14 protein-coding genes are annotated in these 14,268 nt (G+C 31.5%); all 14 read left to right on the top strand.

Annotated elements, in window-relative coordinates:
- Window positions 1-317 precede the first annotated feature (317 nt).
- Window positions 318-1,568, top strand: a complete 1,251-nt coding sequence (locus NQZ91_04880) for an aminotransferase class I/II-fold pyridoxal phosphate-dependent enzyme (protein UUM58705.1) — start codon at window positions 318-320, stop codon at window positions 1,566-1,568.
- 12 nt (window positions 1,569-1,580) lie between these two features.
- Window positions 1,581-2,198 (top strand): sugar transferase, encoded by a 618-nt coding sequence (locus tag NQZ91_04875; protein ID UUM58704.1) that lies wholly within the window; start codon window positions 1,581-1,583, stop codon window positions 2,196-2,198.
- Window positions 2,195-2,797: an acetyltransferase gene (locus tag NQZ91_04870; GenBank protein ID UUM58703.1), complete on the top strand. Its 603-nt coding sequence runs from the start codon at window positions 2,195-2,197 to the stop codon at window positions 2,795-2,797. Before NQZ91_04875 ends, NQZ91_04870 begins: the two co-directional genes overlap by 4 nt.
- Complete coding sequence (locus NQZ91_04865; GenBank protein UUM58702.1) at window positions 2,797-3,930, top strand: glycosyltransferase family 4 protein; 1,134 nt, start codon at window positions 2,797-2,799, stop codon at window positions 3,928-3,930. The genes NQZ91_04870 and NQZ91_04865 overlap by 1 nt, the downstream gene beginning before the upstream one ends.
- A 257-nt stretch (window positions 3,931-4,187) precedes the next feature.
- The gene (locus NQZ91_04860) at window positions 4,188-5,291 is read left to right on the top strand and encodes a CDP-glycerol glycerophosphotransferase family protein (protein UUM58701.1); all 1,104 of its coding nucleotides are present in this window, start codon (window positions 4,188-4,190) and stop codon (window positions 5,289-5,291) included.
- A 16-nt stretch (window positions 5,292-5,307) separates the two neighbouring features.
- On the top strand, window positions 5,308-5,724 hold the full coding sequence (tagD, locus tag NQZ91_04855) for a glycerol-3-phosphate cytidylyltransferase (protein UUM58700.1): 417 nt from the start codon (window positions 5,308-5,310) through the stop codon (window positions 5,722-5,724).
- Window positions 5,725-5,739: 15 nt separating this feature from the next.
- Complete coding sequence (locus tag NQZ91_04850; protein UUM58699.1) at window positions 5,740-6,912, top strand: glycosyltransferase family 4 protein; 1,173 nt, start codon at window positions 5,740-5,742, stop codon at window positions 6,910-6,912.
- The gene (locus tag NQZ91_04845) at window positions 6,899-7,975 is read left to right on the top strand and encodes an EpsG family protein (protein UUM58698.1); all 1,077 of its coding nucleotides are present in this window, start codon (window positions 6,899-6,901) and stop codon (window positions 7,973-7,975) included. Before NQZ91_04850 ends, NQZ91_04845 begins: the two co-directional genes overlap by 14 nt.
- Window positions 7,975-8,880 (top strand): glycosyltransferase, encoded by a 906-nt coding sequence (locus NQZ91_04840; GenBank protein UUM58697.1) that lies wholly within the window; start codon window positions 7,975-7,977, stop codon window positions 8,878-8,880. The genes NQZ91_04845 and NQZ91_04840 overlap by 1 nt, the downstream gene beginning before the upstream one ends.
- Before the next feature lies 1 nt (window position 8,881).
- Entirely contained in the window at window positions 8,882-9,517 is a 636-nt protein-coding gene (locus NQZ91_04835; GenBank protein UUM58696.1) for a CatB-related O-acetyltransferase, read from the top strand.
- Window positions 9,504-10,919, top strand: a complete 1,416-nt coding sequence (locus NQZ91_04830; GenBank protein ID UUM58695.1) for an oligosaccharide flippase family protein — start codon at window positions 9,504-9,506, stop codon at window positions 10,917-10,919. The genes NQZ91_04835 and NQZ91_04830 overlap by 14 nt, the downstream gene beginning before the upstream one ends.
- A gap of 8 nt (window positions 10,920-10,927) precedes the next feature.
- Entirely contained in the window at window positions 10,928-11,758 is an 831-nt protein-coding gene (locus NQZ91_04825; protein ID UUM58694.1) for a LicD family protein, read from the top strand.
- Window positions 11,759-11,812: 54 nt separating this feature from the next.
- The gene (locus NQZ91_04820) at window positions 11,813-13,351 is read left to right on the top strand and encodes an NTP transferase domain-containing protein (protein ID UUM58693.1); all 1,539 of its coding nucleotides are present in this window, start codon (window positions 11,813-11,815) and stop codon (window positions 13,349-13,351) included.
- Window positions 13,344-14,264 (top strand): DMT family transporter, encoded by a 921-nt coding sequence (locus NQZ91_04815; GenBank protein ID UUM58692.1) that lies wholly within the window; start codon window positions 13,344-13,346, stop codon window positions 14,262-14,264. Before NQZ91_04820 ends, NQZ91_04815 begins: the two co-directional genes overlap by 8 nt.
- Window positions 14,265-14,268: the final 4 nt, after the last annotated feature.

The following is a 14,268-nucleotide window of genomic DNA, read 5'->3' as shown; positions in this document are numbered from 1 at the left end:
CTGGCTTTCAACTCAAACCAGTTAGAAGGTAGAAAACTGACGTATGACCAGACACGGTATGTTTATGAGACCAATTGAGGATAGTCTTCACTTTCATGTTCGTTTTGAACCTATCCACCCTCTTCAAGATGGTAATGGTCGAGTGGGCCGACTGATTCTGGTTAAGGAAGGTCTCAAGCATGGGTATGTTCCTTTTATCATTGGAGATGAGATAAAGTATGTTCTTTTCGTGGCTAAGCTGCACAGGATCGATACAAGCAGTATTTGGAGTATTTTAGGATTAAGTAAATACACGTTATCAAGGGAGATAAGATAAAATGGCATTTGATTTTTCAAGAGAAGTAGAACCCTTTAAGAATAAGGTTTGGCTTGCTTCGCCAACCATGCATGGTGATGAATTAGAGTACATGAAGGAAGCCTTTGACACCAATTGGATGACAACGGCTGGCTCAAATATCTATGCTCTAGAAGAAATGGTAAAGGAATATACAAACAGTGAACAAGTAGTTGCACTTTCATCTGGAACATCTGCTTTACATTTAGCTATGAAATTGGCTGGAATAAAGAGTGGCGACTATGTTTTTTGTTCGGATGTTACGTTTTCAGCCACTGTGAATCCTATCACATACGAGGGTGGGATACCGGTTTTTATTGATTCTGAGTATGATACTTGGAATATGGATCCGGATGCATTGGAGAAAGCATTTGAACTCTATCCGAATGTCAAAGTTGTAGTATTGGTCCACTTGTATGGAGTGCCAGCAAAGATTGATGAAATTAAATCCATTTGTGATAAACACGGAGCAATTTTAGTCGAAGATGCGGCGGAATCTCTGGGTGCAACTTATAAGGGGAAACAAACAGGAACCTTTGGACGCCATTCTATTATTTCTTTTAATGGAAATAAAATTATTACGGGATCTAGTGGTGGAGCCTTATTGACAAATGATTTGAATGCAGCTAATAAAGTTAGAAAATGGTCAACGCAAGCTCGTGAACAGGCTGCTTGGTACCAACACGAAGAAATTGGCTACAATTATCGAATGAGTAATGTTATAGCTGGTGTTGTTCGTGGACAGATGCCCTATTTAGATGACCATATTGCACAGAAAAAAGCCATTTACGAACGTTACCAAGAAGGATTGAAGGGATTACCAATCAAACTGAATCCATTTGATTCATGTAATTCAGTACCGAATTATTGGTTATCTTGTTTGACTATTAATCCAGAATCCATGGCAAAACAGGTGCGTTCGGACAATGATGTCCTCTACACATCTGAGAAAGGGAAAACAACTCCGTCAGAAATACTAGATGCATTAAATACAATCAATGCGGAAGGTCGCCCAATCTGGAAACCGATGCATACTCAACCGATTTTTAGAATGAATCCATTTGTTACAAAGAATGGAAATGGCAGAGCTCAAACAAATGCCTACATTCAAGGGGACTATTCAGATGTAGGAACAGACCTTTTTGAACGAGGTTTATGCCTTCCTAGTGATAATAAAATGACTGTAGAGGAACAGGATATCATTATTGAAACCATAAAAGCTTGCTTTGAATAGAAATTAGGAAAAATGAATAAAGGATTATACGAAAAATATTTTAAACGTTTGATAGATTTTACCCTGTCTTTAATAGCGCTTGTTTTGTTATCTCCGATCATTTTTCTGGTTTGTATTCTAGTATATTTTAAATTAGGTTCACCAGTCTTGTTTAAGCAAGAAAGACCGGGCAAAGATGAAAAGATTTTCAAAATGTATAAGTTTCGGACGATGACTGATGAAAAAGATGAGCGTGGTCAACTATTGCCAGATAAAGTCCGACTAACTTCATTTGGGAAGTGGCTTAGATCTACTAGTTTAGATGAACTGCCTGAACTCTTTAATATATTGAAGGGGGATATGAGTATAGTAGGTCCAAGACCTTTACTGGCCAAATACTTACCATTATACTCCGAAGAGCAAGCAAGAAGACATGAGGTTAGGCCTGGATTGACAGGCTATGCTCAAGCTAATGGTCGAAATTCTTTAAGTTGGGAAGAAAAATTTGTGAAGGATGTTGAATATGTAAAAAATGTTACCTTTTTTGGTGATGTTAGAATTATTCTTCAAACGATCCGAGCTGTATTACAAAGAAATGGAATTTCCTCAACTGAGTCGGTAACAATGGAAGAATTTAAAGGAAACAAATGAAAAAACTTGCGATTATTGGAGCTAGTGGTCATGGAAAAGTAGTTGCTGATATTGCTGAAAAAAATGGCTACAATGAAATTGTATTTTTAGATGATTATTCTACTGGTGAATGCGCAGGTTATCCAATTGTAGGTACGTCACAAATCATTGAAGAATTATCTGACTTTGAATTCATTGTAGCAATTGGTGATAACAAAATTAGAGCTAGTAAACAATGTATGTTGCCTCAAGATAGAATTGCGACTTTGATTCATCCCTCAGCTGTAATTTCAAGACGAGTTGATGTTCATGCTGGTACAGTTATTATGGCTGGTGCAGTAATAAATTCAGATGTAACAATTGGGAGAGGTTGTATAATAAACACTGCATCTTCAGTTGATCATGATTGTAAACTTGGAGATTTTGTACATCTCTCACCGGGTTGTCATATTGCGGGAAATGTCTCAATTGGTCACGGTTCGTGGCTAGGAATTGGAAGCACTATTATTCAATCTATTTCGATTTGTAAAGAAGTAATCGTAGGAGCAGGTGGAGTTGTCATTTACTCCATTGATCGTTCGGGAACCTATGTTGGGAATCCTTGTAGGAAGGTTAATTGATGAAAATACTTTACGTTACAACAATTTCAAATACATTAAATTCTTTTTTAGTTCCTCATATAGACGAATTAAAAAAAGCTGGTCATACGGTTGATATTGCATGTAAACTCGAACAACCATTAAGTCAGGAATTGATAAATAACACAAGAGAATTTTTTGAATTACAATTTAATAGAAGTCTAATTAAGAATGATTTCGTTGCCTTAATTCAGCAGGTAAGACAATTGGTTAGGCAGGAAGAGTACGATATTGTTCACACACACACACCAATAGCATCTGCTGTTGTGCGTTTGGCATGTAGAGGCTTAGAAAATACGAAAGTATTCTATACCGCCCACGGATTTCATTTTCTTAAGGGCGGTCCCCTGTTAAATTGGCTATTATATTATCCAATCGAAAAAATACTTTCACGTTATACAGATACATTGATAACAATCAACATTGAAGACTATACTATTGCACAAAATAAGTTTAGGATGAAACATCTACAATTACTTCCTGGTGTTGGTATTGATTTGGAGAAATTTTATCCAGCATCTGCCGAAGAAAAAAAAATTGTAAGACAAAAGTTGGGGTTGGAACAAGACAAGAGGTATTTAATTTGTATTGGAGAATTAAATGCGAATAAAAATCAACAAATATTAGTTAATATGATGGAATCACTTTGCAGACAACGAAACGATGCTATCCTATTAATTGTTGGTAGTGGTCCTTTTGAATCTAAATTAAAACAGCTTGTTAAGGAAAAAAAACTTGGAAAAAATATTTTATTCTTTGGATACCGAAAAGATATCCCTGACTTACTAAAAGCTTCTGATATAGCATTATCTAGTTCAAAGAGAGAAGGACTACCAGTCAATATTATTGAATCAATGGCGACTGGTTTACCTATAATAGTAACAGATTGCAGAGGGAATCGTGACTTAGTTACTGATGGTGTTAATGGGTATAGAATTCTCTCAATGAATTTGGACACATTTGTAAACAAAATCAATTATTTAATGAATAATAGAGAAGAATATATCAAATTTTCTAAACAGTCTCGTGTTCTCAGTAATAAATATTCTAAAGATAATATTTGTAAAGAATTACTAAAGTTCTATGTTAAAAAAAATACTTCTAAGCTTTTCTAAGTAAGTGTGCAGGTTATCAGTTTTCCTCTAATATAAATACTTTGTACTGATAATTCCATAATTATTGGATAATGGCTGTACATTTTCGAATGATATTGAAAAAAATATTATTAATAATGAAATAGTTTTCAATAATATTGTTTTTTTAATAAGTATCATACTTATTTGAAGAAAGATACGGATTGAGATTAATGAAAAAGAAAATCATATATTTATTAAAGTATAATAAAGTTATTTATTATTTCTACTATTATCTAATGAGTTTTTTAATTAAAAGTTTTCTATTTTTTATTCCTAGAAATAATAATTTAATATTATTTAATTCTTTTGCGGGTAGAAATTTTGATGATAGTCCTAGGGTACTATACGAAAAAATAAAACTTGATAATCGTTTTAAAAATTATGAGTTAGTTTGGGCATTTCATAAACCAGAAGATTTTAATAATATTAATGTAAAGAAAGTAAAAACAGATTCACTAAAGTATTTTATTGTCGCTGGGTCTGCTAAAGTTTGGATAACAAACTCCTCAATGGAGAGAGGTCTAAATTTCAAGAAAAATAATACTATCTATTTAAATACTTGGCATGGTACACCGATTAAGTTTATGGGAAGTGACTTACCCTCTGATAATAAATCTTTTGCTATTATTGGGAAAAATAATACTGATATTATGTTATCTCAAAGTTACTATGAGACTGAAATTTTTTCTCGCTCGTTTAATCTACCTCATAAAGTATTTCTTGAAGTGGGTTTGCCAAGAAATGATATGTTACAAAATATTAATAAGGATAAAATTAATGCCATCAAAAGAGAATTAGGTATAAAAAGTAACAAAAAGATAATCTTATACTGTCCAACGTTTCGTGAGTATGAAAGAAATATTACCACAGGAATCTTGATGGCCCCACCTTTTAATAGTAGTAAATGGATACGCGAATTGGAGGAGTATGTAATACTAATCAGAGCTCATTATGAGGTATCACGAGTGTTAGATTTTAGTGGCTCGACTCAAATCATAGATGTTACAAACTATCCAGTTTTGAATGATTTATTCTCCATTGCTGATTGCCTGGTATCAGATTATTCAAGTGTTTTTTTTGATTTTTCAATAACTGGAAAGCCGATGTTCCATTATACTTATGACTTTGAAAAATACAGTAGTGAAAGGGGTCTGTATTTTGATATTAGAAAATTTATAAATGGTTCATCTAATGAGGATGAATTAATTGAAATAATAAAAAAAATGGATTACGATGCTGAAAAATTACGTACTGTAGCTTTTCGAAAAAACTATGTTAATTTTTTTGGAAATGCTACAGAAAAAACAATTGATTATTTATATGAAAAATTATTAGAATAAGCGAGGGATTCAATTTATGAAACGTGTTATTACATACGGAACATTTGATTTATTACATTACGGGCACATCAATTTACTTCGAAGAGCAAAAGAATTAGGAGATTACTTAATTGTTGCTATTTCCACAGATGAATTTAATTTTGAAGAAAAAAATAAGAAATGTTATTTTTCATATGAAAAAAGGAAATTGTTAGTAGAATCGATTAGATATGTTGATTTAGTTATACCTGAATTAAGCTGGGAACAAAAAATGACCGATGTTAATGATTTTCATATTGATACCTTTGTGATTGGTGATGACTGGAAGGGAAAATTCGACTATTTAACACAGAAAGGTGTTGAAGTTGTCTATTTGTCCCGAACACCAGAAATCAGTACTAGTCAAATAAAGAAAGAACTTAATGAGAAGCACATTGCAAGTAATAACCAATAATAGGAATTAGTAAATATGAAAACGGCAATTGTAACATCCGCTAGAATTTTTTATGATGGAAAAGATTATAAAATTGATAATGGTATAAATTTTGTTCTCGAGAGATATCAAAAATATTTTGGAGAAATTACCTTGTTTGGAATGGACGGTAAGGATAAAGGGATTGCTCCTCGATCCACTTCAATAATAGATTCATCAGTAAATGTAAAAATTGTAGGTAGTCGAAATCAAATAATATTTGGTTTATTAGATGTTGATTTTAATCAGGAATTATTAGGGTTTGACTTAATTATTGTTAGATCCCCATCGAAGTTAGCTGATATAGCAGCTCGAGTAGCGATGAGAAATAATATCCCGTACTTCGTTGAAGTCATTGGTGATGCATTCGATAGTCTGTGGTTTCACTCAATAATGGCGAAACCCTTTGCTTTTTTTTCTTTTTTTAGGACAAGACGAACAGTATTAAATGCAGATTTTGCATTGTATGTGAGTCAAAAATTTCTACAAAGTAGATATCCGTGTAAAAATTATTCAGTAGGAATTTCTGACTGCATTGTAAATCCAATTTCCGAACCTGAATTAGAAAAAAAGACTGCTGAAATAATACGGGAGAGCTATTCATCAATTTCAATTATGCATGCTGGTGCAGTTGATGTAAAGTATAAAGGTCAAGAGTATATTATTAAGGCTATTCCACTATTAAATCAGCAAGGGATCACAGTAAGACTATATTTAGCAGGTAACGGAAATTTAAGTTATTTAAAAGAGGTAGCTTTAAAAAATGGAGTATCAGATCAGATTATATTTTTGGGTGGAATTGCACACGATGAAATAATTAGAAATATGAAAAATATTGATTTTTATGTCCAACCTAGTTTAACCGAGGCACTTGGTAGATCTGTTGTTGAAGCTTTGAGTCAGGGAATGATCTGTATTGGTACTGATGTAGGTGGAATTCCGGAGCTTATTCATAAAGATTACTTAGTGAAACCAAAGAGTGCAAAGGACATATTTAATAAGATAATGGATTTTCTATCCTTGTCCCCAGAAAATAAAAGATTAATCATTGAAAGAAATGTTCAGCATTCTAAAAATTATCAAATTGACAAATTAGATAGTAAAAGAAACAACTACTATAAATACGTTTTGAGTGAATTAAAAAAGGAGTCAGATTTTGAGGAGGATTAATCAAACTACAAGTTCATTAGTTTTTAAAGTTAAAATAAGTAATTTATTGGTGTTAGCTTTTCTAATGTTGATACTTATATTAATGGGAGGGAATTCTAATAATCCTGATATCAGTAACTATATTTATAGTTATTCAATGACTGGTTTTGATAGGCACTCTGATGGTGCGTTTGGCTACGAGGTCATGAAAAATTTCGCACAATCTTTGGGGATTTCATTTAGAAATTTTAGGTTGATACTATATCTTTTGGGATTGACAAATTTTTACATCTTTTTAAAAAAGTTGAATGTCAGTAATTTGATGATGATATTATGTTATTCCTTGTCACTAATGATGATTGATTCAACACAAACCTATAATTTTATTGGGATGACATTTTTACTGTTAGCCATCTCATATTTAATTACAGATAATAAATTTGGAAAATTAAATTTTTTTATTTGTTTGATTGGAGCTACTAGTTTTCATAGTGTTTTTATCCTTTATTTACCATTATTATTTTTTTATGATAGGATAATAGATAATGAGAAAATGAAATTCTATTTGTTTTTTTTCTCCTTTTTTATTATCATTTCCTTGTTGCCAATTGCAGATTTTATAGGATCAAGTTTATCGAAATTATTACCAATTCTTCAATTATCAAGTTATTTATCATATTTAAATTCTCGGACAAACTTTGGGCACTTATATCCAATTAGCATTCATCTTCTTAGTACTTCATTCGTATATTTTCTATATCGATTGTCTGTCGTTCAAGGATTGAAATGTCAAGAAATGTTACGAAAAATTTTATTTATTCATGTTTATGCATTTGTGTTCTTTCCCTTATTTAAGTTTCAACTAACTTTAGGGAGGCTTACGAGAAATATTGAAATTTTGACTTTTGTTAGTGGTTTAGTTTATTCTCTTGAGAAAAAGAATATTAACACGACATTTGTGGTTTATGGAGCATTAATTTTTTTAGCATTATTAATGGGATATAATTCAGTATATTCAGATTATTATTATAGTATAGTTAAGCCGTTTATTGAAAGTAATTGGATTTTATATGGGGGAAATTAATGAAGAGTACAGTACTTTTATCTGCATACAATGGTAGTTTATTTTTGAAAGAGCAGTTAGATTCAATAATCAATCAAACAAGGCAAGCAGATGAAATCATTTTGATTGACGATTGTTCAGTTGATGATGGGAATACTTTGTTAATATTAGAATCTTATAAGGAAAAACATGAAAATATTAAAGTTGTGAAAAATTCTTCTAATCTAGGTTGGGCAACTTCATTTGTAAATGGAATAAAATATGTTTCGAATGAAATAGTTTTTTTTGCTGATCAGGATGATGTTTGGGATTTGAAAAAAATAGAAAATATGATGGATATGATGGAACGTCATAATCTAACTATTTTAATGTCAGCAGTGGAATATGTAAATCGGGACTTACAGCCCATACGTCAAAATAATTATTCTGGAAAACTTGTTAGTGATAAGTTTTACTTTGATGAACATTTTATTTATTCAAAAGGTGTCGGAGCTGCAATGTGCTTCCGAAAGGATTTTCTAATACAATATTCTGAATTATGGAATCCGCAAATTGGCCATGATAGATTTTTTCAGATTATGGGTGTTTGTTTCTCTACAATCCATTACTTAGATTTACCTTTGTTGCAACATAGAGTACACGAAAATAATGCAACTGGTAAAAGAGTCTTTTCCAGAAATGATAGAATTTTAGGAATAAATGGAAATATTGAGCTAATTACTACAATTAAGAAATCAATTTTTGGTGTAGAATTGAAACCTAATTTAAAGATCATTGATGATTATTTATCTTTTGCAAACTTAAGAATTTTAGCACTACGTGAAAGATCAATATTAAAATTTCTTGGTTTATTACCTTATATTAAATATTATCCAACTTGGAAGACCTGGCTTGGTGATATAATTTGTTGTTTTGGGGGAAAATAATATGCTAATTGGATTCTTAAAAAGGCAGTTAGAGTTAGTATTTGCAAAAAAACGCTGGAGAATTCAAAATTCACACAATCAGACTAGAATTAACTCCTTGTTTGATTTTTCGCAGGTTACAATAGGTAACAATACTTATGGTACAATAAATTTGGTTTCATCTAGTAAACATTCTAAAGTCAAAATAGGTCATTTTTGTTCAATAGCTGATGGCGTTAAATTTATAATAAATAATGAGCATCCAATGAATCTTGTAAGTACATATCCTTTTAAAACAAGATTAATGGGAAGTGGTTCTGAGAGCATTTCAAAAGGGGATATCATTGTATGTGATGACGTTTGGATTGGGTTAGATTCAAAAATTATGTCTGGAATTAGGATAGGACAGGGCGCTGTGATTGGAGCAGGTTCAATTGTAACGAAAGATGTTCCTGATTATGCAATTGTGGCGGGCTCTCCTGCAAAAGTAATAAAATATCGTTTTCCGCCAAATATTATTCTTAAACTCAAGCAGATAGATTATTCTAAAATCGATAAATCTTTTGTATTGAAAAATATTGAACAATTTTATGAACAGGTTGATGATAGTTTTGATTTTGATCATCTGGCGATAAGGACTAATAATGGGGAATTTTAGATTATTTTTTAAAAATATTTTTGGTGTATTTATTAGTAACACGGTTTCATTAATTGCAGGATTACTATTGGGAATTTTATTACCTAAATTATTAGACATTGATGATTTCGGATGGTACAGGACATTCACATTATATTCAAGCTATGTTGGTTTCTTTTCATTTGGAATTATTGATGGTATTGTACTACAATACAGTAACAAGAATTATGATGAGCTACCCATTCGATTGTTTAGATCCTATTTCAGTTGGTATACCATTATTAATTGTGCTTTTGTGATAATTTTGATGAGTCTTGGCCTGATATTACCAGATAATAATAAGAAATTTATTATAATTAGTACAGGATTGTATGGCTTTCTTATTAATATATCTGGTTATTTTCAACAAATATCTCAAATTACTCAAAGATTCAAAGAGTTTTCGTTTAGAAAAATACTTTCCAGCTGTTTAAAAGTTTTATGTGTATTAGTGTTAGTTGTTGCGGACTATTTTTGGAATATAACTAATTATAGATTTTTTATTACTCTATTGATTATTTCTGAGTTCATTCTTATGGGCTGGTATCTATATACTTATAGAGATATTGTTTTTGGACTAAAAGAAAGTTTATATTCTACAAAAAGGAATGTATTAAGGTTATCAGTAAAAGGATTTCCATTACTTTTCGCTAATCTTTGTAGTTCTCTAATATTATCAATTGATATTCAAATTGTAAATTTACTTTTTTCAACGGAAATTTTTGCAAAATATTCCTTTGCTTATAACCTCTTAACATTAGTTTCAATTGCAACTTCTGCATTTTCTGTTGTTTTGTTCCCAACTTTAGCTCGTATGAATAGAATCTCTTTAAGAAAAAATTACCAACTGATGAGTGAAGTTGTATTGAGTATTTTTATGTTAAGTAATTTTTTGTATTTCCCACTATCAATATTTATCGAATGGTACTTACCAAAATACTTTGATTCTTTACAATTTTTAAGAATAATACTACCTGGTCTTCCCTTAACGAACTTAATAACTGTATTAATACATAATTATTATAAAATTGAGGGACTCACATTAGTATATTTTAGGAAGAGTTTAGTTGTTCTTATTTTGAGTATGGCAGGAAATTTATTCGCCTTTTATTTCTTTGGTAATCCTGTTTCAATCTCAATTTCGTCAGTTGTAATGATACTCTATTGGTATATTGATGTCGAGAATTATTTTGTAAAAAATTATTCTTATACTAGGTGGAAAAATCTAGTTTTTGTACTTGTTAATATGTTAACGTTTTATCTACTAACCTCTATTTCTAATCAAATGATTGGTATGTTAACTTATTTTTTGCTTTATTTTGCATTAATAAATATTTTATATAAGGATAGTATAAAATCTAGTAGAAATTTGTTTACAAATTAGGTATATAAATGTATGAGAAAGGATTGAGTATGAGAAGAGTCTCTGATGAAGAATATAAAAAAATATTGATGAAATCACTAATTGAAGTAGATAGAATATGTACAGAGAATGATATAAATTATGCACTTTGCTATGGTACTTTATTAGGAGCTGTAAGACATGAAGGGTTTATTCCTTGGGATGACGATATTGATATCATTATGCCGAGAGAGGATTATGACAAGTTAGCACATTTGATAAATTCACAAGATGATTTACCAATAAATTTTATTAGAATTGAAGAACAGCAAGACACCTGTTTTCCTTTTGGTAAGATTTGTGCCAAGCAAACATTTATTGAAGAATCAAATTTGCATCCAATTGTTAATTATGGAGCTTACATTGATGTTTTTCCAATGAATCGCTTACCTCTTAAAACTAGTAAGTTTTCTCTGATGAAATGGAATATTTTTTTAAGATTAGCTTCATATTCAAAATTGAAAAAAGTAAGGCATTCTAAAAACATTATTATTACTTTTTTTCGCTATGTTGAATTTTATTTTTCAAAGTTATTTGGAACAAAATTTTTAGTCAATTATATTAACGATAATGAAAAGAGAATAGATAATCTAACAAAGAAAAATGATACAGCTTTTTGTTATGGCCTACTATGGGATAAAGTCCGATTCTCGAGTGATATTTTTATGAACCAACAAAAAGTAAAATTCGAAGGACATCTATTTAATGGAACATCAAATCCAGATTATGTATTAAGGCAGTCTTTTGGTGAGTATTGGAATTTACCACCAATTGAAGAAAGAGTACCACATCATCATATTGTTTGCTATGTTGAAAGTTGATACAGTTTGTAATGATTAATATTTGTTAAATATTTTGGCAGAAAGTAGTTTAGGATGCAAAGTAGAGTTAATGCAATTATATTAGCAGCAGGATTTGGGATAAGAATGGTCCCAATAAATACTGATGTCCCGAAGGCACTATTAGAGGTTTCGGGTCGCCCTCTAATAGAACATTTAATTCTTCAATTACAAGAAGCTGATATTTTTGATATCACAATTGTAGTTGGCTACATGCGAGAGCGATTAGAATATCTATCTGAAAAATATGGCGTTACATTAGTGAATAATTCGAAGTACTCTGAGACAAATAATCTTACTTCCCTTTCACTAGTTGCTGATATTATATCTAATTCCTTTATTCTTCCCTGCGATATTTGGTGTCTGGAGAATCCATTTCTAAAAAGATCGGATGATTCTTTCTATTTAGTTTATGAAAATAGTTGTGGTAAGAAAACTGACTATTGGGAAGCTATGACAGGCATTGCCTACATTACAGAAAAAGATAGCGACCGGATCCGAGAGTCATTGCTAGTTATTTCTAAAACTAATAGAGGAAAAAAAGCTTTTTGGGAAGAAACACTATATGATGGGGAACAACTGTGGATTCCACCACTATTTGTAGCCCAAGATGATATTTATCAAATTGATAGCTTTGAAGATTTAAGACGAATTGATAATCAATCTGTGCACTTGCATTCAGATATCATTATGCTAATCTGTCGTGTCTTTTCGATTAGTTCGGATGAGATTAGTGATATTGTTGCTCTGAAAAAAGGGATGACCAACCGATCTTTTCTATTTTCTTGTAAAGGTGACAAGTATATTATGCGTATACCAGGTGAGGGGACTGACTTGCTTATCAATCGGCAACAAGAAGCAATGGTCTATAGAACATTGGATGGAAAAGAAATATGTGATGAAATCATATACTTGAATCCAGATAATGGTTATAAAATTACTAGATTTGTAGATAGTGCTAGAAGTTGTGATCCAAATGATTTATCTGACTTGAAGGAATGTATGTCTAAATTACGGGAGTTTCATAGCTTAGAGTTAAAAGTTGAACATGAGTTTGATATATTTACTCAAATAGATTTTTATGAGTCCTTGCGTAATGGGAATGAATCTGCATATGATGACTATGATCAGGTGAAAAAACAGGTTTTTAATCTCTCAGCATTTATTGAAAAGCATGTCGAAAAGAAGGTTTTAACACATATTGATGCAATTCCAGACAATTTCTTGATTTATTCTAAAAAAGGTCAAGAAGAAATTCGTTTGATCGACTGGGAGTATGCTGGTATGCAGGATCCTCATGTTGATATAGCTATGTTCTGTATCTATTCTTTATACAATCAGCAAGAGATTGACCGTTTGATTGATATTTATTTTGATTATAATTGTTCAGAAGAGATTCGCTTGAAAATTTACTGCTATATTGCATCCTGTGGCCTGTTATGGAGCAACTGGTGTGAATACAAGCATATGCTGGGTGTGGACTTTGGAGATTATGCTAAGAAACAATATAAATTTGCAAGAGAATATAGTTCTTGGCTAATTATCGAACTTAGAAAACGGGGGATATATGAATAGTCGTCTAAAAGGGACAATACAAGGTCTGTTGTCTGGAATGTTTTGGGGCTTAGATACATCTTTGAATGGATTGATTTTATTGATGAGTCCCTTCATTTCTGGAGATGATAAGCTGTTATCCTCTACTTTACTGTTAGCATTTTTTCATGATTTTTTTTCAGCAACTTTTTTAACTTCTGACCTAGCTGTCAGAGGTCAGCTCAAAATGACAATTCAAAAATTAAAAAGTAGAAGTGCTTATTTTGTAATGATAGCAGCATTATTTGCTGGTCCTTTAGGAATGAGAGCTTATCTGTATGCGGTAGAAAAGTTAGGGACGGGGCTAACTGCAACAATATCTGCCCTGTATCCTGCTATCGCAGCCTTATTAGGGGCGATTTTGTTAAAAGATTATTTGACTAAACGGGGATGGTTTGGACTTTCTTTGACGATGGTAGCAGTAATTTTTCTTGGTTATAGTGGAAGTTCTAATGTAGGGGGAGAATTCATCGGCTTCTTGGCAGCAGGGCTATGTGTATTGGGTTGGGCTTCGGAAAGTGTTATTACCGCTTACGGTATGAAGGATGATATTTTGCCGAAACAAGCCCTATTGATTAGGCAGTGGGTTTCAAGTTTAGCCTATCTGTTATTTATGTTAGCGGAAGGTGATGTTGTTTACAGTTTAGCAACTGTTTTTAACTCACAATCAATTCTTTTTATTATTGGTCTAGCACTTATAGGTACTCTTTCCTATCTGTCTTATTATTCAGCTATTGATACTATTGGTCCTGTAAAAGCGACGGGATTAAATGTGACTTACTCTATTTGGACGGTGATTTTTTCACTATTTCTTTTTGGAGGGCAATTAGATATGAAGTTAGTCATTAGTAGCATACTCATCATTATTGGAACATTATTTGTTATAAAAAACTAAGAGG

It is taken from the genome of Streptococcus suis (assembly GCA_024583055.1).
Classification (GTDB): Bacteria; Bacillota; Bacilli; order Lactobacillales; family Streptococcaceae; genus Streptococcus; species Streptococcus suis_V.
Note: the sequence above shows the minus strand (reverse complement) of the source record. Positions and strands in the feature narration are given on the sequence as shown.

Bases quoted from the DNA above. Each gene is read 5' to 3' on its own strand.
- NQZ91_04880 (UUM58705.1), top strand. From the start codon at position 318: ATGGCATTTGATTTTTCAAGAGAAGTAGAACCCTTTAAGAATAAGGTT.
- NQZ91_04875 (UUM58704.1), top strand. From the start codon at position 1,581: ATGAATAAAGGATTATACGAAAAATATTTTAAACGTTTGATAGATTTT.
- NQZ91_04870 (UUM58703.1), top strand. From the start codon at position 2,195: ATGAAAAAACTTGCGATTATTGGAGCTAGTGGTCATGGAAAAGTAGTT.
- NQZ91_04865 (UUM58702.1), top strand. From the start codon at position 2,797: ATGAAAATACTTTACGTTACAACAATTTCAAATACATTAAATTCTTTT.
- NQZ91_04860 (UUM58701.1), top strand. From the start codon at position 4,188: ATGAGTTTTTTAATTAAAAGTTTTCTATTTTTTATTCCTAGAAATAAT.
- tagD (UUM58700.1), top strand. From the start codon at position 5,308: ATGAAACGTGTTATTACATACGGAACATTTGATTTATTACATTACGGG.
- NQZ91_04850 (UUM58699.1), top strand. From the start codon at position 5,740: ATGAAAACGGCAATTGTAACATCCGCTAGAATTTTTTATGATGGAAAA.
- NQZ91_04840 (UUM58697.1), top strand. From the start codon at position 7,975: ATGAAGAGTACAGTACTTTTATCTGCATACAATGGTAGTTTATTTTTG.
- NQZ91_04835 (UUM58696.1), top strand. From the start codon at position 8,882: ATGCTAATTGGATTCTTAAAAAGGCAGTTAGAGTTAGTATTTGCAAAA.
- NQZ91_04830 (UUM58695.1), top strand. From the start codon at position 9,504: ATGGGGAATTTTAGATTATTTTTTAAAAATATTTTTGGTGTATTTATT.
- NQZ91_04825 (UUM58694.1), top strand. From the start codon at position 10,928: ATGTATGAGAAAGGATTGAGTATGAGAAGAGTCTCTGATGAAGAATAT.
- NQZ91_04820 (UUM58693.1), top strand. From the start codon at position 11,813: ATGCAAAGTAGAGTTAATGCAATTATATTAGCAGCAGGATTTGGGATA.
- NQZ91_04815 (UUM58692.1), top strand. From the start codon at position 13,344: ATGAATAGTCGTCTAAAAGGGACAATACAAGGTCTGTTGTCTGGAATG.